General features: G+C 73.8%; 23 protein-coding genes and 1 riboswitch. Of the genes, 20 read left to right on the top strand and 3 right to left on the bottom strand.

The features are described from left to right. Positions 1 to 13: 13 nt before the first annotated feature. A complete protein-coding gene (locus tag ACYVID_RS10940) occupies positions 14 to 385 on the top strand; it encodes a hypothetical protein (RefSeq protein ID WP_460736923.1) in 372 nt (123 codons plus the stop codon). A 6-nt stretch (positions 386 to 391) separates the two neighbouring features. On the opposite strand, the gene ACYVID_RS10935 is transcribed toward ACYVID_RS10940, so the two are convergent. Further along, positions 392 to 1111, bottom strand: coding sequence for an AAA family ATPase (locus ACYVID_RS10935; RefSeq protein WP_460736921.1), 720 nt, complete (start codon positions 1109 to 1111; stop codon positions 392 to 394). Positions 1112 to 1181: 70 nt separating this feature from the next. Here ACYVID_RS10935 and ligD point away from each other — a divergent pair, with 70 nt between their 5' ends. The 11 genes from ligD (at position 1182) to ACYVID_RS10880 (ending at position 9856) form a co-directional block, all read left to right on the top strand. Continuing rightward, positions 1182 to 2159: a non-homologous end-joining DNA ligase gene (ligD, locus tag ACYVID_RS10930; RefSeq protein WP_460736919.1), complete on the top strand. Its 978-nt coding sequence runs from the start codon at positions 1182 to 1184 to the stop codon at positions 2157 to 2159. Next, positions 2156 to 2581: a TY-Chap domain-containing protein gene (locus tag ACYVID_RS10925; protein ID WP_460736917.1), complete on the top strand. Its 426-nt coding sequence runs from the start codon at positions 2156 to 2158 to the stop codon at positions 2579 to 2581. The genes ligD and ACYVID_RS10925 overlap by 4 nt, the downstream gene beginning before the upstream one ends. A 91-nt stretch (positions 2582 to 2672) precedes the next feature. Continuing rightward, on the top strand, positions 2673 to 3623 hold the full coding sequence (locus tag ACYVID_RS10920) for a lipid kinase (RefSeq protein ID WP_460736915.1): 951 nt from the start codon (positions 2673 to 2675) through the stop codon (positions 3621 to 3623). Between the two features lie 26 nt (positions 3624 to 3649). Then, a complete protein-coding gene (gene rpe / locus ACYVID_RS10915) occupies positions 3650 to 4315 on the top strand; it encodes a ribulose-phosphate 3-epimerase (protein ID WP_460736913.1) in 666 nt (221 codons plus the stop codon). Positions 4316 to 4377: 62 nt separating this feature from the next. Continuing rightward, positions 4378 to 4523, top strand: a riboswitch (FMN riboswitch). 136 nt (positions 4524 to 4659) lie between these two features. After that, positions 4660 to 5721, top strand: a complete 1062-nt coding sequence (ribD, locus tag ACYVID_RS10910; protein WP_460737080.1) for a bifunctional diaminohydroxyphosphoribosylaminopyrimidine deaminase/5-amino-6-(5-phosphoribosylamino)uracil reductase RibD — start codon at positions 4660 to 4662, stop codon at positions 5719 to 5721. Further along, entirely contained in the window at positions 5721 to 6347 is a 627-nt protein-coding gene (locus ACYVID_RS10905) for a riboflavin synthase (protein ID WP_460736911.1), read from the top strand. Before ribD ends, ACYVID_RS10905 begins: the two co-directional genes overlap by 1 nt. Further along, positions 6344 to 7684 carry a bifunctional 3,4-dihydroxy-2-butanone-4-phosphate synthase/GTP cyclohydrolase II gene (locus ACYVID_RS10900; RefSeq protein ID WP_460736908.1) on the top strand — a complete coding sequence of 447 codons (1341 nt, stop codon included), beginning with the start codon at positions 6344 to 6346 and terminating at the stop codon, positions 7682 to 7684. Before ACYVID_RS10905 ends, ACYVID_RS10900 begins: the two co-directional genes overlap by 4 nt. Position 7685: 1 nt before the next feature. Then, entirely contained in the window at positions 7686 to 8165 is a 480-nt protein-coding gene (gene ribH, locus ACYVID_RS10895; RefSeq protein WP_460736907.1) for a 6,7-dimethyl-8-ribityllumazine synthase, read from the top strand. 90 nt (positions 8166 to 8255) lie between these two features. Then, entirely contained in the window at positions 8256 to 8519 is a 264-nt protein-coding gene (locus tag ACYVID_RS10890) for a phosphoribosyl-ATP diphosphatase (RefSeq protein ID WP_460736905.1), read from the top strand. 7 nt (positions 8520 to 8526) lie between these two features. Continuing rightward, on the top strand, positions 8527 to 9393 hold the full coding sequence (gene hisG, locus ACYVID_RS10885) for an ATP phosphoribosyltransferase (protein WP_460736903.1): 867 nt from the start codon (positions 8527 to 8529) through the stop codon (positions 9391 to 9393). Further along, positions 9377 to 9856 carry a PH domain-containing protein gene (locus ACYVID_RS10880; protein WP_460736901.1) on the top strand — a complete coding sequence of 160 codons (480 nt, stop codon included), beginning with the start codon at positions 9377 to 9379 and terminating at the stop codon, positions 9854 to 9856. Before hisG ends, ACYVID_RS10880 begins: the two co-directional genes overlap by 17 nt. A gap of 69 nt (positions 9857 to 9925) precedes the next feature. Here ACYVID_RS10880 and ACYVID_RS10875 read toward each other — a convergent pair whose 3' ends face one another. Beyond that, positions 9926 to 10468, bottom strand: coding sequence for a nucleoside/nucleotide kinase family protein (locus ACYVID_RS10875; protein ID WP_460736899.1), 543 nt, complete (start codon positions 10466 to 10468; stop codon positions 9926 to 9928). 65 nt (positions 10469 to 10533) lie between these two features. Then, positions 10534 to 10974 carry a hypothetical protein gene (locus ACYVID_RS10870; protein ID WP_460736897.1) on the bottom strand — a complete coding sequence of 147 codons (441 nt, stop codon included), beginning with the start codon at positions 10972 to 10974 and terminating at the stop codon, positions 10534 to 10536. A 41-nt stretch (positions 10975 to 11015) separates the two neighbouring features. Between ACYVID_RS10870 and ACYVID_RS10865 the strand changes: the two genes are divergently transcribed. From ACYVID_RS10865 to pheT, 8 genes are all read left to right on the top strand, one after another. Next, a complete protein-coding gene (locus ACYVID_RS10865; protein ID WP_460736895.1) occupies positions 11016 to 11567 on the top strand; it encodes an SseB family protein in 552 nt (183 codons plus the stop codon). A 275-nt stretch (positions 11568 to 11842) separates the two neighbouring features. Further along, positions 11843 to 12523 carry a translation initiation factor IF-3 gene (gene infC, locus ACYVID_RS10860; RefSeq protein WP_300646021.1) on the top strand — a complete coding sequence of 227 codons (681 nt, stop codon included), beginning with the start codon at positions 11843 to 11845 and terminating at the stop codon, positions 12521 to 12523. 69 nt (positions 12524 to 12592) lie between these two features. Next, on the top strand, positions 12593 to 12787 hold the full coding sequence (gene rpmI / locus ACYVID_RS10855; protein ID WP_300645987.1) for a 50S ribosomal protein L35: 195 nt from the start codon (positions 12593 to 12595) through the stop codon (positions 12785 to 12787). Positions 12788 to 12886: 99 nt separating this feature from the next. Next, positions 12887 to 13273 carry a 50S ribosomal protein L20 gene (gene rplT / locus ACYVID_RS10850; protein WP_300645985.1) on the top strand — a complete coding sequence of 129 codons (387 nt, stop codon included), beginning with the start codon at positions 12887 to 12889 and terminating at the stop codon, positions 13271 to 13273. Positions 13274 to 13280: 7 nt separating this feature from the next. Further along, positions 13281 to 14090, top strand: coding sequence for a TrmH family RNA methyltransferase (locus ACYVID_RS10845; RefSeq protein WP_460736893.1), 810 nt, complete (start codon positions 13281 to 13283; stop codon positions 14088 to 14090). A 37-nt stretch (positions 14091 to 14127) separates the two neighbouring features. Further along, entirely contained in the window at positions 14128 to 15210 is a 1083-nt protein-coding gene (locus tag ACYVID_RS10840; RefSeq protein ID WP_460736891.1) for a sensor histidine kinase, read from the top strand. A gap of 56 nt (positions 15211 to 15266) precedes the next feature. Continuing rightward, the gene (gene pheS, locus ACYVID_RS10835; RefSeq protein ID WP_460736889.1) at positions 15267 to 16364 is read left to right on the top strand and encodes a phenylalanine--tRNA ligase subunit alpha; all 1098 of its coding nucleotides are present in this window, start codon (positions 15267 to 15269) and stop codon (positions 16362 to 16364) included. Positions 16365 to 16379: 15 nt separating this feature from the next. Then, the gene (gene pheT / locus ACYVID_RS10830; RefSeq protein ID WP_460736887.1) at positions 16380 to 18869 is read left to right on the top strand and encodes a phenylalanine--tRNA ligase subunit beta; all 2490 of its coding nucleotides are present in this window, start codon (positions 16380 to 16382) and stop codon (positions 18867 to 18869) included. Positions 18870 to 18891: the final 22 nt, after the last annotated feature.

Below are 18891 nucleotides of genomic sequence, written 5' to 3'. Positions count from 1 at the left end.
GCGGCCGGGTCGAGTGCTGGTCCTCCTGCTGCTGGTGGTCGCCCTGGCAGCGGCGCTCCTGTGGGCCCGGCCGTGGCAGCCGTCGCTCTCCGCGGTCACGACAGGAGAGGTGTCCTGCACCTGGGAGGACGGCCGGGCCGTCATCCGGGTCCCGGTGCGGGTGGAGGGACGCGGCGAGGTCCCGGTCTCCGTCCGCGGCTTCGTCCACCGGGTCCGCGAGCCGAGCGTGCAGCCCTACGTCTCGACCGAGCGCGCGCGGGTCGAGGCCGGGACGCGACGGGTGCTCGTGGTGACCGTGCCGATCACCCGGGCGGAGTGGCGCGACGGACGGTCGGCCTGCAGCGCGGCCGCCGCGGTCGGCCAGGACGCACCTGCTCTGCCCTGAGAGGACTCAGTCGATGACGTGCCGCAGGTAGCGCTGCGGCTCCTCGAGGTAGCGGCGCCAGTGCTGCACCAGCTCCAGCTCCTCCCAGGCCGCCTCGCGCAGACCCCACTCGCCGACCTCGAGGATCGTGGCGCCCGGCATCGCGGCCAGCACGGGGGAGTGGGTCGCGCAGAGCACCTGACCACCGTCGCGGACGAGGTCGTGCAGCGTGCCGATGAGGGCCAGGGTTGAGGAGAACGACAGCGCGGCCTCCGGCTCGTCCAGGCAGTAGAAGCCGGGGGAGTCGAAGCGGGTGCGGAGCACCTCGAGGAACGACTCGCCGTGGCTCATCTCGTGGAGCCGACCTCCGCCGCCGACCTCCCGCTCCTGGTAGGTGTACCAGCCGTGCATGGTCTCGGCCCGCAGGAAGAAGCCCCATCGGCCGGCGCCCAAGCCTCGCTGCAGGCGCACCACGTCGGAGAGCGCCGACTCCGTCGGCCGGGTCGAGTGCCGGCTGTGGATCGACCCGCCCTCCGGTGACAACCCGTAGGCCATCGCGACCGCCTCCACCAGCGTCGACTTGCCCGAACCGTTCTCGCCCACGAGGAACGTCACGCCTCGCCCCAGGTCCAGTCCGGTGCGCACCAACTGCTGCACCGCGGGCAGGCGTCCCGGCCACGCATGGGCGTCGAGGGCGTCGCGCGGCTCCACCGTGACCCGCACGACGGGAGGCTGGTCGAACAACACGGGGCGAGCGTAGGCGCCCGCACCGACGGGTGGGACCGCTCAGCGCTGGCCCGCGGCTAGGGTCGCCGCCATGCCCTCAAAGCCGCCCGCCGTCGAGATCGAGGTCGACGACAAGGTGGTGCGGGTCTCCAACCCCGACCGCGTCTACTTCCCCGAGACCGGCGCGACCAAGCTGGACCTGGTCGACTACTACCTCGCCGTCGGACCGGGCATCGTCAACGCCCTGCGCGAGCGGCCCTGCATGCTGCACCGGTTCCCGAAGGGCCTGGCTGGGCCCAAGGTGCACCAGAAGCGGCTTCCCGCCGGCGCCCCGCCGTGGGTGGAGACCGTCCGGCTGCACTTCCCGCGGTGGGACCGCACGGCCGACGAACTGTGCGTCACCGAGCTCGCGCAGGTGATCTGGGCGGTGCAGATGAGCACCGTGGAGTTCCACCCGTGGAACAGCCGCCGCGCCGACACCGAGAAGCCCGACGAGTGGCGCATCGACCTCGACCCCGGACCGGAGTGCGACTACGCCACGGTCCGCCGGGTCGCCCACGTCGTGCACGAGGTGCTCGACGAGCTCGGCGCGGAGGGCTTCCCCAAGACCAGCGGCAGCAAGGGCCTGCACGTCTACGTCCGCATCCGCCCCGACCACGGCTTCAAGGACGTGCGCCGGGCGGCGCACGCCTTCGCCCGCGAGGTCGAGCGCCGCACCGACGACGTCACCACCACCTGGTGGACCAAGGACCGCGACCCCAGCCAGGTCTTCGTCGACTACAACCAGAACGCCCGCGACCACACCATCGCCGCGGCGTACTCCGTGCGCGGCCTGCCCGACGCCCGCGTCTCCACCCCAATCCGCTGGGACGAGGTCGACGATGCCGACCCGCGCGACCTCACCATCGCCACGGTCCCGCAGCGCTTCGCCGAGCTCGGCGACCTGCACGAGCGGATCGACGAGACCGTCTGGGACATCAGCCCGCTGCTGGAGTGGGCCGATCGTGACGACGCCGAGCCCGAGGGGGACGTCGAGGACACCGACGGCAGCGAGGAGGGCGCGGGGTGAGGGGCACCTGGGACGACGTCAACCGGCGCCTGGCCGGGGCGATCCTGGCCCTGGACCTCGACGACGTGCTCGTGGTCGGCGAGCGGGTCGAGCCGGTCAAGCGGGGCCTGTTCCGCAAGGCGCCCGCGGCGGCACCGCGCCGCTGGGCCTCCGTCACCGCCGCCCAGAGCGCGCTCCTCGCCGAGGTCGTCGGGTCGACGTCCTTCGGCGGGGAGTGGGAGACCGCCCCCGAGGTCGAGGCGCAGTTGCGAGGCCAGGGCTGGCAGGAGCCCTGGTCGCCGGACTTCCGCACGTGGAACCGCGAGGCCCCGCTGGTCAAGGCGCCGGTCATCGCCCTCGCCATCGTCCGCGCGCTGGAGGCCCTGGGCTGCGAGGTCGCCGACCTCGAGGTGACGCTGCGCCGCGAGGACCCGCAGGCCTGACCGACGCCGACCGCGGCCGCCGGCAGCGGTCTCATCGTCTCCTCACGAAGTCCTCACCGACGTCTCATCCCCGCGACCTAGCGTCGGTCCCGTGATCGTCCCCGGCACCCAGGTCCCCGTCGTCCTCAACCCGGGCTCGCGCCGTGGCGCCGCCGCCTGGCCCGAGGTACGCCGGCTGCTGACCGAGGCCGGTGTCGAGCCCCGGCTCCACGCCGTCGGCGAGGGTCGCACGCTGACCTCGGCGCTCGACGAGGCCCTCGCAGGTCGACCGCCGGCCCTGGTCGTCGGCGGGGGAGACGGCACCGTCGGCTGCGCGGCCGCCCGGGTCGCGGGCACCACGACCGTGCTGGGGGTGCTGCCCCTCGGGACCGCCAACGACTTCGCGCGCACCCTGGAGCTGCCCGGCGACCTCGTCGCCGCCACCAGGAACCTGCTCGAGGGCCGGGTCGTGGACGTCGACCTGGGTCGGGTCGACGGCGAGGCCTTCCTCAACGTCGCCTCGCTCGGGCTCTCGGTGGGCGTGACCCAGCGGCTCACCCCCGGGCTCAAGCGTCGGCTCGGGCCGGCGGCGTACCCGGTCGCCACCCTGCTCGCCTACGGCCGCCACGACGGCTTCCGCGCCCGGCTGGAGTTCCCCGAGGGCGACCACGCGCCGCTGGAGCTCGACGACCTGCTGCAGGTCGCCGTCGGCAACGGGGTGCACTACGGCGGGGGCAACACGGTCTCGCCGACCGCCTCGGTCGACGACCACCTGCTCGACGTCTACGCCATCGTGCGGGGCCGGGTGCGCGACCACGTCTCGATCGCGCGCTTCCTGCGCACGGGGGACTTCGTCGAGCACGAGCTGGTCCACCACGTCACGACCCGGGCCGTGCGGGTGGTCACCGACGAGCCGATGCCGGTCAACCTCGACGGCGAGCTCGCGGCGAGGACCCCGGCCACCTTCACCGTGGAGCGCAACGCCGTGCACGTCGTGGTGCCCCGGCACAGCCGGGCCGCGCGGCTCGACGGCCCGGCGGGGGAGCACCCGCAGGCGGTGTGAGCCCGGGTCTGGGAAGATGACCGCCCGTGGGACACGTCCAGATCACGCCGAGCATCCTCAACGCCGACTTCGCCGCCCTCGGGGCCGAGGTGGCCCGCATCCCCAGCGCCGACTGGATCCACGTCGACGTGATGGACAACCACTTCGTCCCGAACCTCACGTTCGGCCCGACGATGGTCGAGGCGCTCGCGCGGTCCACCGAGATCCCGCTCGACGCGCACCTGATGATCGCCGACGCCGACCGGCACGCCCCGACGTACGTCGAGGCCGGCTGCGCCTCGGTGACCTTCCACGTCGAGGCGGCCGCCGCCCCCGTCCGGCTGGCCCGCGAGATCCGCGCCGCCGGCGGTCGCGCCAGCATGGCGCTCAAGCCCGCGACGCCCGTCGAGCCCTACGAGGACCTGCTCCCCGAGCTCGACATGCTGCTGCTCATGACCGTCGAGCCCGGCTTCGGCGGCCAGAAGTTCCTCGACCTGGTGCTGCCCAAGATCCGCCGGGCCCGCGCCCTCATGGACAAGCACGGCGTCGAGACCTGGCTGCAGGTCGACGGCGGCGTCTCGCTGGAGACCATCGAGCGCTGCGCCGAGGCCGGCGCCGACACCTTCGTCGCCGGCTCGGCGGTCTTCTCCGCCGACGATCCCGACGCGATGGTGGGTGCCCTGCGCGAGAAGGCGGACGCCGCCCGGGCGTGACCGGGGTCACCGGGAACAGATGTCGACCATCGTGGTTGACTACTCCAGACGAGTGAACATGCTCGCGTGCTCTGGGGGCGGTGGAAATCCGCACCGGCGGTGAGCGGTCGAGAGGCCGCGAGCCCGCGACCCGGTGACAGCCAGTCACCGGTTGACCAGGTGGGAATCCTGGGCCGACGGTCAAAGTCCGGATGGGAAGTGCACGCCGCGGCAGGTCACCCGCGCGCCGTCACGCACGACGGCCGTGGTCGCCCGCCGTCCCCCCGAGTCCGCGACCGGACCGAGGACGAGCGTTGACCGACCAGACGAGCAGGCAGGCGTGGACCGCCGCCGAGACCGCCGCGATGCGGCGCGCGCTCGAGCTGGCGGCGACCCCCGGCGTCCCGCTCGGCCCCAACCCGCGCGTCGGCTGCGTCCTGCTCGACGACGACGGCCGCACCGTGGCCGAGGGCCACCACCGCGGCGCCGGCACCGCCCACGCCGAGGCGGACGCCCTCGCCCGGGCCGGCGAGCGGGCCCGCGGCACCACCGCGGTCGTCACCCTCGAGCCCTGCAACCACACCGGTCGCACCGGCCCGTGCGCCCAGGCCCTCCTGGCCGCCGGCGTACGACGGGTGGTGCACGCCCAGGCCGACCCCAACCCGGTGGCGGCAGGCGGCGCGGACACCCTGCGCGCCGCAGGGGTCGAGGTGGCCTCGGGGCTGCTCGCCGACGAGGCGCGCGCCCTCAACCGGGTCTGGACCTTCGCTGTCGAGACCGGGCGCCCGTTCGTCACCTGGAAGACCGCCACCACCCTCGACGGCCGCAGCGCCGCGCTCGACGGCACCAGCCGCTGGATCTCCAGCACCGCCGCCCGGCGCGACACCCACCGGTTCCGCGCCCTGGCCGACACCATGCTCGTCGGCACCGGGACGGTGCTCGCCGACGACCCGCGGCTCACCGTGCGCGACGCCCACGACCGCGACCTGCCCCACCAGCCGCTGCGCGCGGTGATGGGCCTGCGGGACCTGCCGCCGACCAGCCGGGTGCTCGACGACGCCTCCGAGACGCTGCTGCTGCGCACCCGCGACCCGCACGAGGCGCTGGCGACGCTGCGGCAGCACGACCGCCAGCACGTCTTCCTCGAGGGCGGCGCCGCGCTCGCGGCCGCCTTCATCCGGGCCGGTCTGGTCGACGAGGTCGTCGCCTACGTCGCGCCCGCCTTCCTCGGAGCGGGCACCGGCACCGTGGCCGACCTCGGCATCACCACCGTCTCCGCCGCCTGGCGACCGCGGGTCGTGGACGTCACCGTCCTCCAGCCCGTCGTCGACGGCGAGCAGCCCAACGTCCGGCTCACGCTCGAGCCGCCTTCAGCGGTCGAGGTGCGAGCGGAGCGAGCCACGAGACCCGAAGAAGGAGACAGCTGATGTTCACCGGCATCGTCGAGGAGCTCGGCACCGTCGAGTCCGTCGAGGACCAGGGCGACGCGATCCGCCTCACCGTGCGCGCCGAGACCGTGCTCGAGGGCACCGGCCTGGGCGACAGCATCGCCGTCAACGGCTGCTGCCTCACCGTCACCACCATCGACGACGGCACGTGGACCGCCGACGTCATGCAGGAGACCCTCGACAAGACCAGCCTGCACGGCGTGCGGCCCGGCGACCGGGTCAACCTCGAGCGCGCGGTCACCGCCGACAAGCGCCTGGGCGGCCACATCGTCCAGGGCCACGTCGACGGCGTGGGCCACGTCCTGGCTCGCCACCCCAGCGAGCACTGGGAGGTCGTCGAGGTCTCGCTGCCGGCCGAGATGGCGCCGTACCTCGTCGACAAGGGCTCGGTCACCGTCGACGGCGTCAGCCTCACCGTGGTCGAGGCCCGCCCCACCAGCTTCACCGTGAGCCTCATCCCCGAGACCCTCGCGCGCACCACCCTCGGTCACCGCCAGGTCGGCGACCGGGTCAACCTCGAGACCGACGTGATCGCCAAGCACGTCGCCAAGCTGGTCGCGGCCTACCTGCCGCAGGTCCAGGAGAGCAAGGAGCAGGACGCATGACCCGCATCGACGAGTCCAAGGACGGCCACGAGGCCGACGCCCCCCACGACAACCCCACGCTGCGCCGGATCCGTCTCGACACCATCGAGCGCGCCCTGGCCGACATCGCCGACGGCAAGGCGGTCGTGGTCGTCGACGACGAGGACCGCGAGAACGAGGGCGACATCATCTTCGCCGCCGCGAAGGCGACTCCGGAGCTGATGGCGTGGACGATCCGCCACTCCAGCGGCGTGATCTGCGTGCCGATGCCCGGCGAGATGCTCGACCGGCTCGAGGTCCCGCTGATGACCCCGCACAACAAGGACGCCTACCGCACGGCGTACACCATCTCCGTCGACGCCCGCGACGGCGTCACCACCGGCATCTCCGCTGCCGACCGCGCCCGCACCGCGCGCGTGCTCGCCGACTCCGCGACCGAGCCCTGGGAGATCACCCGGCCCGGCCACGTCTTCCCGCTGCGCTACCGCGAGGGCGGCGTGCTCGTGCGCCGGGGGCACACCGAGGCCGCCGTCGACCTGGCCCGGATGGCCGGTCTGACGCCGGCCGGCGTGCTGGTCGAGGTCGTCAACGAGGACGGCTCGATGAAGCGCGGGCAGGAGCTGCGCGACTTCGCCGACGAGCACGGGCTGGCGATGATCAGCATCGAGGACCTCGTCCGCTACCGCCGTCGTCACGAAAACCTCGTCGAGCGCCGGGCCGTCACCCAGCTGCCGACCCGTGCCGGCGACTTCACCGCCTTCGGCTACCGCATCACCGTCGACGGCTCCGAGCACATCGCCCTGGTGCACGGCGACCCCGCGGCGCTGAGGGACGGCGAGCCGGTCCTCACCCGCGTGCACTCCGAGTGCCTCACCGGGGACGTCTTCGGCAGCTACCGCTGCGACTGCGGGCCGCAGCTCGAGGAGGCCCTGGAGCGGGTCGTCGAGGAGGGCCGCGGCGTCGTGGTCTACCTCCGCGGTCACGAGGGCCGCGGGATCGGCCTGCTGGCCAAGCTCCAGGCCTACCAGCTCCAGGACGGCGGCCGCGACACCGTGGACGCCAACCTCGACCTCGGCCTGCCCGCCGACGCCCGCCACTACGGCACCGCCACGCAGATCCTGCGCGACCTGGGCATCGGCAGCGTCCGGCTCATGACCAACAACCCCGACAAGGTCAGCAACCTCGAGGACTTCGGGATCACCGTCACCGAGCGCGTGCCGCTGACCCCGCACCCCAACGACCACAACCTGGCCTACCTGCTGACCAAGCGCGACCGGATGGGCCACGTGCTGCCCGACCTCGGCGACACCGCAGCGCGCGGGGCCCACACCAACGACGACCTGATCCAGGGAGCTTGAGATGAGCGGACACGGCGCACCCACCACCGAGCCCGTCGACTGCAGCGACCTGCGGGTCGCGGTCGTCGCGGCCTCGTGGCACACCGAGGTCATGGACGGTCTGCTGGCCGGTGCCGAGCGCGCGCTGGCCGCGCACCAGGTCGCCGAGCCCTTGGTCGTCCGGGTCCCCGGCACCTTCGAGCTCCCGGTCGTGGCCTCGGCGCTGGCGGGGGAGGGCTACGACGCCGTCGTGGCCCTCGGCGTGGTGATCCGCGGGGGCACCCCGCACTTCGACTACGTCTGCTCCGCGGCCACCGACGGCCTGACCCGGGTCGCGCTCGACCACACGGTCCCCGTCGGCTTCGGCGTGCTCACCTGCGACACCGACGAGCAGGCCCTGGACCGCGCCGGCCTGGAGGGATCCAGCGAGGACAAGGGCTGGGAGGCCACCGCCGCCGCCCTGCTCACCGCGCGCACCCTGCGTGACCTGCGCCGCGGCTGAGCCACTGCGGGTCAGGTCCCTCCCGGTGAGGGTCTCGCGGGCGCACGCGGATGTCGGCCGGCTGTGGCCCACCGCCTAGGCTGGGCGACCGTGAAGACCTTCGACGGCCTGTGGGCCGAGCTCAGCGAGAAGGCCAGGACCCGCCCCGAGGGCTCGGGCACCGTCGCCCAGCTGGACGCCGGCGTCCACGCGATCGGCAAGAAGCTGGTCGAGGAGGCCGCGGAATCCTGGATGGCCGCCGAGCACGAGGGCCGCGAGCGTGCCGCCGAGGAGATCTCCCAGCTGCTCTACCACGCCCAGTGCCTGATGCTCGCCACGGGCATCGAGCTCGACGACGTCTACGCCCACCTCTGAGGACCCGATGACCACCAGTGCAGACCAGCCGCTGCTGCGCGTCGCGGTGCCCAACAAGGGCGCCCTGTCGGAGTCGGCCACCGACATGCTGCGCGAGTCCGGCTACCGCCAGCGCAGCGACTCCAAGCAGCTGACCCTCGTCGACGCCGAGAACGGCGTGGAGTTCTTCTACCTCCGCCCCCGCGACATCGCGCTGTACGTCGGGGAGGGGACCCTCGACGTCGGCGTCACCGGCCGTGACCTGCTCGCCGACTCCGGCGCCAAGGCCGAGGAGGCCCTGCAGCTGGGCTTCGGGCGCAGCCGCTTCCGCTTCGCCGGCCCCGCGGGCCGGTTCACCGAGCTCTCGCAGCTGGCCGGGGCGCGGATCGCGACGTCGTACGTCGGGGTCGTGCGCGCGTTCCTGGAGGAGCGCGGCATCGAGGCCAGCGTCGTGCGCCTGGACGGTGCCGTCGAGACCAGCATCCAGCTCGGCGTGGCCGACGTGATCGCCGACGTCGTGGAGACCGGTTCGACGCTGCGCCGTGCGGGCCTGGAGGTCTTCGGCGAGACGATCCTGGACTCCGAGGCCGTCCTCATCACCCGCACCGGCACCGCCCCGGCGGGTCTCGAGGTCTTCCGCCGCCGGGTCGAGGGCGTCCTGGTCGCGCGCAGCTACGTGATGATGGACTACGACATCCCGACCGCGCAGGTCGAGCACGCCGTGCGGCTGACCCCCGGCATCGAGAGCCCCACGGTCGCCCCGCTGCACAAGGAGGGGTGGTCGGCGGTGCGGGCGATGGTCCCGCGCGACGGCGCCCAGCGCCTCATGGACGAGCTCTACGGCCTGGGTGCCCGCGGCATCCTGCTGACCGACATCCATGCCTGCCGCCTCTGAGCCGGGCCCGGGGCCGCAGCCCCCGCTCGCCCCGACGCTCCCGCACACCTGGCGCCCGCTCGGCCCGCGGCTGGTCGGCGCCGTCCTCGGCGTCGGGCTGATCGTCGTGTACGCCGCAGCCTGGCTCTCCTTCGACCAAGAGGTCCGCGACGCGTTCACGGGGTTCCAGATCGGGACGGTCTTCGCGCTGACCGGCCTCGGCCTGTTCTGCGTCTACGCCCTGGTCCGCTCGCGCGCCACCGCGACCCGCGAGGGCCTGCTGGTCGTCAACGGCTACCGCCGCCGGCAGCTGGCCTGGGAGCAGATCGTCGAGGTCCGGCTCTCGCCCGGCGCCCCGTGGGTGGTCCTCGACCTGGCCGACGGCACCACCTGCAACGTCATGGCCATCCAGGGCTCCGACGGCTCCCACGCGCGCACGTCCGCCCGCCAGCTCCGGGCGCTCGTCATGGAGCTGCCCCGCTGACTCGGCGCTGCTTCGACGGTGACTCGGCGCTGGTTCGACGGTGACTCGGCACCGGTTCGACGACGAGGGTCAGCGCGACGCGGCCCCGTCGACGACGAGGTCCGCCCGCTCGCGGCCGCGGTCCCGGGCGAAAGTCTCGACCTCGCTGGCCTCCCAGCGCTCCCACACCGCCTCGTACGCCGGCCCGTCCCGCTCCACCCCGCGCCGCCGACGCAGGTCGCGCGGGGCGTCGACCCAGACCAGTACGGTGCCGAGGTGCGCGACCCCGGGGGCCGCCGCGCCCACCCCCTCGACGACCAGCAGGTCCACCGGCTCCACGGTCCCGGTCCCGTCGTAGCGACCGGCCACCCAGTCGTAGCGCCGGTAGGCGCCGGGGCGCCCCTCGGCGAGCGGAGCGAGCAGTGCCGCCAGCGAGGAGCCGATCCCGGGGAGCCCCTCCCACCCGTCGTACATCGCGTCGAGGTGCACCACCCGCGAGGCGACGGCCCGCGCCCCAGCGGCGGCGGCCACCGCCGCTGCCAGGGTCGTCTTGCCGGCACCCGACGGCCCGTCGACGAGCACCAGCCGGCCCGCCCCCAGTGTCGGGGGTCGTGACAGGGCGAGGTCCAGCACCTGCTCGGCGGCGCGAGCCGCGGCGCCGGTCGCCCCGACCGGGGCGTCGGGCGGGGGAGCGGCGGTCAGGAGATGCCCTTGCTGCGCAGCAGCGCCTCGATGTCGGCGAGGTCGTCGTCGATGGCGGGGGTGCCGCGACCGGCGGGACCCGCGGCGGGCGCGTCGCCGGAGCGCCCGGGCGCCACCGCGTTCCGTGCCCGGACGCCGGTGCCGCGCCGCGCCAGCATCCCGGCGACCACCAGCAGCACCACCGAGACGCCGGCGAGCGTCACGCCCGTCCACACGACGGGGGAGAAGACCAGGCCCAGGGTCCAGTCGGCCACGGCGTCGCCGATCCGGGTGAACATCCGCAGCGTGTCGGTGAGCCACGCCGCCGGCACGAGGAGGGTGAGCGCGGCGGCCCGCAGCCCGGCGACCAGGCCGCGCCGGCGCCACAGCAGCCAGGTCGCGGCGGCTCCGACGGTCGTGAGGGTCAGGGCGAGGGCGGTCCAGGCGGCGTCGTCCACCCCTCCAGCCTGCCACAGCGGCCAGGGGGCAGGATGGAGCCGTGAGCAGCCCCGAGGGGCGGAGCCTGCTGGGCTCCGAGTTCCCCGATGACACCGGTGACGACGACCCGCGCCTGCGCACCGCGCTGACGGCGTACGACGCCGCCGCCGACGCCCGGGAGCGGCGCGCGCTGCTGCCCGCCTGCCTCGAGGCCCTCCTGGGCGCGCGCCTGCTGGTCCCGGTGGTCGCCGTCCTGGGGGAGGTCGAGGTCGGCGACGACGGGCTGGCCCGCGACAAGTCCAGCGACATGGCCGCCGTCCTGCTCACCGGCCGCGACGGCCGCAACGCGCTGCTCTCCTTCACCCACACCGCCGCCATGCAGGCCTGGGACCCCCAGGCGCGACCGGTGCCCGTGCGCGCGCAGCTCGCCGCGCAGGCCGCGATCCAGGAGGGGGCCGCCGCGCTGCTGGTCGACGTCGCCGGCCCGACCCGGCTGGTCGTCGAGGGCGTGGACCTCGAGGGCCTGGCCCGGGGCTGGCGGCTCGCGCGCGTGGGCGGCCAGGTCGGGTGGGTCAAGGACGCGGATTGGTCCGAGCCGGGAACAAGCGCCTAGTATCTGCTGTTGACCGATCTGTTCCACGTGCCCGGGTGACCGGGGGCGCGGAGTCGATCCACAAGCGGGGACCAGAACGACATGTCTCCCACCCGCACCGACCGCCGCTGCAGCACCACCGCAGCACCAGCTCCATCCAGCCACATCCAGGTCGTCGGGTCCGGTCCGCGAGAGCCTCGTGCCCTCGCTGGTGCACCCCCTCTCCGGGGTAGGTCCGCGGAGAGCGCGCGTGTCATGACTGGGTTCCGCTTGTCCATCAAGCCCCAGGAGGACACATCAGCACTGAGCTTCGTATCAACGACCGGATCCGGGTTTCCGAGGTCCGACTCGTCGGTCCCAACGGAGAGACCGTCGGCATCGTGCCGACGGGCGACGCGCTGCGCCTCGCGCAGGAGGCCGACCTCGACCTCGTCGAGATCGCCCCGATGGCGCACCCCCCGGTCTGCAAGCTCATGGACTACGGGAAGTTCAAGTACGAGAACGCCCAGAAGGCCCGCGAGGCGCGCCGGAACCAGACCAACGTCATCATCAAGGAGATGAAGCTCCGGCCGAAGATCGACGCCCACGACTACGAGACCAAGAAGGGTCACGTCGTGCGGTTCCTCAAGGCCGGCGACAAGGTCAAGATCACGATCATGTTCCGTGGTCGCGAGCAGCACCGCCCCGAGCTGGGCTTCCGCCTGCTCCAGCGCCTGGCCGAGGACGTCACCGAGCTGGGCTTCGTGGAGTCCGCGCCCAAGCAGGACGGCCGCAACATGATCATGGTGCTCGGCCCGCACAAGAAGAAGGCCGAGGCGAAGGCCGAGATCAAGGCCGCCAAGAACATCGCCGCCGCCGAGAAGGCCGAGCTCGAGGCGGAGGAGAAGGCCGAGCGCACCGCCGCCAACGCCGGCCGCACCGGCGTGGCCAAGGAGCGTGGCCGCTCCGAGAACCTCGATCCCGAGATCGAGGCCTGACCCCCTGATCCCCCTGTCCGCCCTCGCGGGCGGGCGTGGCGAGACCACCGCAACTAGGAAGAGACAACGATGCCCAAGAACAAGTCGCACTCCGGCGCCTCCAAGCGGTTCCGGGTGACCGGCTCCGGCAAGATCCGCCGCCAGAAGGCGGGCATGCGCCACAACCTGGAGAAGAAGTCCTCCCGGGTGACGCGCCGCCTCTCCGGCACCGCCGAGGTCGCCACCGCCGACGTCCCGCGCGCCAAGAAGCTGCTGGGCCGCTGATCCCACGGGGGCTCCGCCCCCGTACGCCCCCACTGGGTCCCACCCCAGATCCCGGGCCCCCGGCCCCCTGAGAACGTCCGCAAGCAAGGAGCAACAGACATGGCACGCGTCAAGCGCGCAGTGAACGCCCAGAAGAAGCGTCGTACCACCCTCGAGCGCGCCAGCGGTTACCGCGGCCAGCGCTCGCGCCTCTACCGCAAGGCCAAGGAGCAGGTCACCCACTCCCTGGTCTACAGCTACAACGACCGCCGCAAGAACAAGGGCAACTTCCGTCGTCTGTGGATCCAGCGCATCAACGCCGCCGCGCGTGCGCAGGGCATGACCTACAACCGCTTCATCCAGGGCCTGAACCTGGCCGGCGTCGAGGTCGACCGCAAGATCCTCGCCGACCTGGCCGTCAACGACATCGCCGCGTTCAACGCGCTCGTCGAGACCGCCAAGGCCGCGCTGCCCGAGGACGTCAACGCGCCCAAGGTCTCGGCCTGACCCGTTGATGGTCGAGCAGCGAGCGCACCGCGCGGGTGCCGACACCCCGCTGGCGCACTCCAACGCTCGCCTCAAGGACCTACGCCGGCTCAGCCGCCGCTCGGAACGCTCCGAGCGGCGGCTGTTCCTCGCTGACGGCCCGAAGGCAGTCGAGGGTGCTCTCGCGGCCGGCTGCGTCGAGGAGGTCTTCGTCCGCCCCGACGCGCTCGGGCTGGTGCCCGAGCTGCCCGCCGACGTACGCCTCACCCTCGTCGAGGACCGCGCCCTGGCCGCCCTCAGCGACTCGGTGAGCCCGGCCGGCGTCGTGGCCCTGTGCCGCTTCGTCGACGTGCCGCTCGCCGACGCCCTGGCCGGTGCCCGGCTGGTGGCGATCTGCGCCGACGTCCGCGACCCCGGCAACGCCGGCACCGTCGTGCGCTGCGCCGATGCCGCCGGAGCCGACGCCGTGGTGCTCGCAGGCAGCTCGGTGGACCTCTACAACCCCAAGACGCTGCGCGCCAGCGTCGGCTCGGCCTTCCACCTCCCGGTGGCGCTCGAGCCCGACCCCGTCGCGGCCGTGCACGCCGCGCGAGCCGCCGGCCTGACCGTGCTGGCCGCCGACGGCGCAGGCGAGCGCGACCTCTTCGCGATGGACGACGTGCTCGCCGCGCCCACCGCCTGGCTGCTCGGCAACGAGGCCTGGGGCCTGCCCGAGGAGCTGGCGGCCCTCACCGACCACCGCGTCGCCATCCCCATCCACGGCCGCGCGGAGTCGCTCAACCTCTCCACCGCCGCCGCGCTCTGCCTCTACGCCTCCGCCCGGGTCCACCGCGCCTGACGCCGACGGGCGGGCGGCCGGGCCTAGGGTGGGCCGCGTGGACCCGAGCGCTCAGGACGTGGTGGACGCCCTCCCCGACGGGGTCCTGCTGGCCGGGCCCGACGAGCGGGTCGAGCTGGTCTCGTCCACCGCCGCCCGGATGCTCGGGCTGGGCCCCGACGGCGGTGCCGGTGCCGTCGGCCGCCCGCTGCGCGAGGTCCTCGCGCTGCGCGACACCGACGGCCAGACCTGGTACGACGTCCACTGCCCGTTCGCGGGCATCAGCACCCGCACCGGCGTGCCCGAGCAATCGTGGCGGCTGCCGGACGGCAGCGAGGTCCTGGTCACCGCGCGGCTGCACCGCGCCGGCCGTGGCCGACCCGTGGAGCGGGTGGCGGTCAGCCTGCGCTCGGGTCGCGGCCGGGCCCGGCTCGACCGTGACCGCTCCGACCTCGTCGCCACCGTCGCCCACGAGCTCCGCTCGCCGCTGACCGGCGTGAAGGGCTTCGTGCAGGCGATGCTCAACCGCTGGGACAAGCTCAGCGACGAGCAGAAGAAGCTGATGCTCACCACGGTCCACGCCGACTCCGACCGGTTGAGCCGGCTGATCGCCGAGCTGCTCGACGTGGCCCGGATCGACACCGGCCGCCTGCAGCTGCACCCGCGCCCGACCGACGTCGCCACGGTCGTGGGCCGGGTCGTGGAGTCGATCAGCGCCGGGACCGCCCGCCCGGTGGAGCTGGAGCTGCGGCCCGACCTGCCGCGCGTCTCCGCCGACCCCGACAAGCTCACCCAGGTCGTCACCAACCTCGTGGAGAACGGGCTGCGCCACGGCGAGGGCACCGTCCGGGTCACCGTGGAGCACCTCGCGGCCGAGCCGGCCCGGCCCGAGCACCCGGAGGTCGCGGAGTCGGTGCGGATCACCGTCGACGACCAGGGCACCGGCATCCCCGAGGAGCTGCGGCGCCAGGTCTTCACGAAGTTCTGGAAGCACGGGGCCCGCGGGGGGTCCGGGCTCGGGCTCTACATCGTCGGCGGGCTGACCCGCGCGCACGGCGGGGACGTGGTCATCGACGACGCCCCGGGTGGCGGGGCGCGCATCGTGGTGCGCTGGCCGGTGGAGGACCACCGCACGCGCTGACGCTGCGACGTGTGCCGGTTCGTCGGGGTGGAGGCGCGCTTCCTAGACTGCGCCCCATGTCCGGTCCGAACTCCGAGTACGACCCCGTCGAGGTCACCCCGCTGCAGGCCGAGCACGTGGCCGCGGCCCGCGACGAGGCGATCGCCGCCATCGCGGCGGCCGCCGACCTCGAGGCGCTCAAGCAGGTCCGGATCGCCCACACCGGCGACCGCTCCCCGCTGGCCCTGGCCAACCGGGAGATCGGCGCGCTGCCGCCGCAGGCGCGCAAGGAGGCCGGCCAACGGATCGGCCAGGCCCGCGGCGCGGTCAACCAGGCGCTCGCCGCCCGCCAGGAGGTGCTCGAGGCCGAGCACGAGGAGCGGATGCTGGTCGAGGAGACCGTCGACGTCACGTTGCCCACGGACCGCCGCCGCCGCGGCGGCCGGCACCCGATCACCCTGCAGTCCGAGCTCATCGCCGACATCTTCGTCGCGATGGGCTGGGAGATCGCCGAGGGCCCGGTCGTGGAGGCCGAGTGGCTCAACTTCGACGCCCTCAACCTCGGGCCGGACCACCCGGCCCGCACCATGCAGGACACCTTCTGGACCGAGCCCGCCGAGCGGCACGTCGTGCTGCGCACCCAGACCAGCCCCGTGCAGGCGCGCACCATGCTCACCCGCACGCCCCCGATCTACGTCGCCTGCCCGGGACGGGTCTTCCGCACCGACGAGTACGACGCCACGCACTCCCCGATGTTCCACCAGGTCGAGGGCCTGGTCGTCGACGAGGGCATCACCATGGCGCACCTCAAGGGTTCCCTCGACCACCTGGCGAGCCAGCTGTTCGGCGCCGGCATCGACACCCGGTTCCGCCCGTCGTACTTCCCCTTCACCGAGCCCTCGGCCGAGGTCGACGTGCGTTGCTTCGTCTGCCGCGGGGTGGACGCAGACTCCTGCCGCACCTGCCGCGGCGAGGGCTGGATCGAGTGGGGTGGCTGCGGTGTCGTGAACCCGCGCGTGCTCGTGGCGTGCGGCGTGGACCCCGAGCGCTACTCCGGCTTCGCCTTCGGCATGGGCATCGACCGCAGCTTCATGTTCCGCCACAACCTCGAGGACCTGCGACCGCTCTTCGAGGGCGACGTCCGGTTCAGCGCCGCCTTCGGCACCGAGATCTGAGAAGAGAGCCCTGAGATGAAGGCCCCCAAGTCCTGGATCCTCGAGCACGTCGACGTGCCGGAGGGCACCTCCACCGACGAGCTCACCGCCCGCCTGACCCTCACCGGGCTCAAGCTCGAGGCGATCGAGTCGGCCGGTGCCGACATCAGCGGCCCGCTGGTCGTCGGCCGGGTGCTCACCAAGGAGCCGGAGCCGCAGAAGAACGGCAAGACCATCAACTGGTGCACCGTCGACGTCGGCGACGCCAACGGCACCGGAGAGCCCCAGGGCATCGTCTGCGGAGCGCACAACTTCGAACCCGGCGACCTGGTCGTCGTGGTGCTCCCGGGCGGCGTGCTGCCCGGCGGCTTCGAGATCAGCGCCCGCAAGACCTACGGACACGTCTCCGCGGGCATGATCTGCTCGGCCCGCGAGCTCGGCCTGGGTGAGGACCACGACGGCATCATCGTGCTGCCCGCCGACGCCGGCGAGCCAGGCCAGGACGTGCGCGGCATCCTCGGCCTCGACGAGGAGGTCATCGAGCTCGAGGTCAACCCCGACCGCGCCTACGCGCTGTCGATCCGCGGCATCGCCCGCGAGGTCGCCGTGTCGGTCCAGGGGGCCACCGGCTTCCGCGACCCGGCCCTGCGCGACACCCCGCCGGCCGACGACCAGGGCCACCCCGTGCGGCTCGAGGACACGACCGGCTGCCCGGTCTTCGTCGCCCGCACGGTCAGCGGCTTCGACCCCGCGGCACCCACCCCCGACTTCATCGCCCGGCGGATCACCGCTGCCGGCATGCGCCCGATCTCCCTGGCCGTCGACGTCACCAACTACGTCATGCTCGAGACCGGTCGTCCGATCCACGGCTACGACGCCGACAAGGTGCAGGGCGCGATCGTGGTCCGCCGGGCGAGCGAGGGCGAGCAGCTCACGACTCTCGACGGCACCCGGCGCACCCTCAGCGCCGAGGACCTCGTGGTCTGCGACGACTCCGGCCCGATCGGCCTCGGCGGCGTCATGGGCGGGGAGTCCACCGAGATCTCGGCGACGACCACGCGCGTGCTCGTGGAGTCGGCCCACTGGGACGCGGTCTCGATGTTCCGCACCGGCCGCCGGCACAAGATCACCTCCGAGGCCGGCAAGCGCAACGAGCGCGGCGTCGACCCGACGATCTGCGAGGCCGCGGCCGACCGCGTGGTCGAGCTCCTGACGACGTACGGCGGAGCGAGCGCCGAGCCCGGCGTGACCGTCGTGGGGCAGGCCCCGGCGATGCCGACGGTCACCATGGCGCTGGACCTGCCGGCCCGCGTGTCCGGGCTCCCCATCGAGCCGGCCACGACCGTGGCCCACCTCGAGGCCGTCGGCTGCACGGTCACTGTGGACGGGGGAACCCTCACCGCGACCCCGCCGCCGTGGCGCCCGGACGTCACCGACCCCTACGACCTGGTCGAGGAGGTCGTGCGGCTCGTCGGCTACGACACCATCCCGTCGGTCCTGCCCGCCGCCCCCGGCGGTCGCGGGCTGACCCGGGCCCAGCAGCTGCGGCGCCGGATCGGCCGGACCCTGGCCGGCGCGGGCTGGGTCGAGGTCGTCGACTTCCCCTTCGTGGGGGAGCCGGACCTCGACGCGCTCGGCCTGGAGGCCGACGACCCGCGCCGGAGCGTGCTGAGGCTCTCGAACCCCCTCAGCAGCGAGGCCCCGGCCATGACCACCACGCTGCTCCCCGCGCTGCTGCGCACGGCGGGTCGCAACGTCGGCCTGGGCGCCTCCTCGGTGGCGGTCTTCGAGACCGCGACCGTGACGCTGCCGCGATCCACCGACGCCGCACCGATCCTGCCCGTCGACCGCCGCCCCACCGACGCCGAGCTCGACGCCCTGGTCAAGGCGCTGCCCGACCAGCCGCTGCACCTGGGGCTGGTCGCCGCCGGCGAGGCCGACCCCGCCGGCTGGTGGGGTCCCGGCCGACCCGTGGAGTGGTCCGACGCCGTCGACGCCGTGCGCTCGGTGGCCGACGCCCTCGGCCTGGAGCTCGACGTCCGGCCCGCGGCCCTCGCCCCCTGGCACCCCGGCCGCTGCGCGGAGCTGCGGCTCGGCGACGCGCTCGTCGGCCACGCCGGTGAGCTGCACCCGCGGGTCTGCACGACCTTCGGGCTGCCGGCCCGGTCGGTGGCGGCCGAGGTCGACCTCGACGTCCTGATCCAGCACGCCGTGCACCTGCGGCCGGCCCCCACCTTCTCGACCTTCCCGGCCGCCAAGGAGGACGTCGCCCTCGTGGTGGCCGAGTCCGTGGAGGCCGCCGCGGTCGAGGCCGCCCTGCGCGAGGGCGCCGGTGACCTGCTGGAGTCGATCCGGCTCTTCGACGTCTACCGCAGCGAGCAGCTGGGGGAGGGCCGCAAGTCCCTGGCCTTCGCCCTGCGCTTCCGCGCCCCCGACCGCACCCTCACCGACGAGGACACCACCGCCGCCCGCGAGGCGGCCGTGGCCCTCGCCGCCGAGCGCACCGGAGCCGTCCAGCGCGCCTGAGCTGCCCGCGACCCGTCGCCAG

It is taken from the genome of Nocardioides ginkgobilobae (assembly GCF_054781275.1).
This window is presented reverse-complemented; position numbering and strand designations above follow the sequence as displayed.

What these genes read in the sequence shown, in the direction of transcription:
- ligD (WP_460736919.1), top strand. Translation starts at nt 1,182, where the DNA reads ATGCCCTCAAAGCCGCCCGCCGTCGAGATCGAGGTCGACGACAAGGTG.
- ACYVID_RS10900 (WP_460736908.1), top strand. Translation starts at nt 6,344, where the DNA reads ATGACCCGCATCGACGAGTCCAAGGACGGCCACGAGGCCGACGCCCCC.
- hisG (WP_460736903.1), top strand. Translation starts at nt 8,527, where the DNA reads ATGACCACCAGTGCAGACCAGCCGCTGCTGCGCGTCGCGGTGCCCAAC.
- rpmI (WP_300645987.1), top strand. Translation starts at nt 12,593, where the DNA reads ATGCCCAAGAACAAGTCGCACTCCGGCGCCTCCAAGCGGTTCCGGGTG.
- ACYVID_RS10880 (WP_460736901.1), top strand. Translation starts at nt 9,377, where the DNA reads ATGCCTGCCGCCTCTGAGCCGGGCCCGGGGCCGCAGCCCCCGCTCGCC.
- ribD (WP_460737080.1), top strand. Translation starts at nt 4,660, where the DNA reads ATGCGGCGCGCGCTCGAGCTGGCGGCGACCCCCGGCGTCCCGCTCGGC.
- ribH (WP_460736907.1), top strand. Translation starts at nt 7,686, where the DNA reads ATGAGCGGACACGGCGCACCCACCACCGAGCCCGTCGACTGCAGCGAC.
- rplT (WP_300645985.1), top strand. Translation starts at nt 12,887, where the DNA reads ATGGCACGCGTCAAGCGCGCAGTGAACGCCCAGAAGAAGCGTCGTACC.
- pheT (WP_460736887.1), top strand. Translation starts at nt 16,380, where the DNA reads ATGAAGGCCCCCAAGTCCTGGATCCTCGAGCACGTCGACGTGCCGGAG.
- ACYVID_RS10905 (WP_460736911.1), top strand. Translation starts at nt 5,721, where the DNA reads ATGTTCACCGGCATCGTCGAGGAGCTCGGCACCGTCGAGTCCGTCGAG.
- ACYVID_RS10845 (WP_460736893.1), top strand. Translation starts at nt 13,281, where the DNA reads ATGGTCGAGCAGCGAGCGCACCGCGCGGGTGCCGACACCCCGCTGGCG.
- pheS (WP_460736889.1), top strand. Translation starts at nt 15,267, where the DNA reads ATGTCCGGTCCGAACTCCGAGTACGACCCCGTCGAGGTCACCCCGCTG.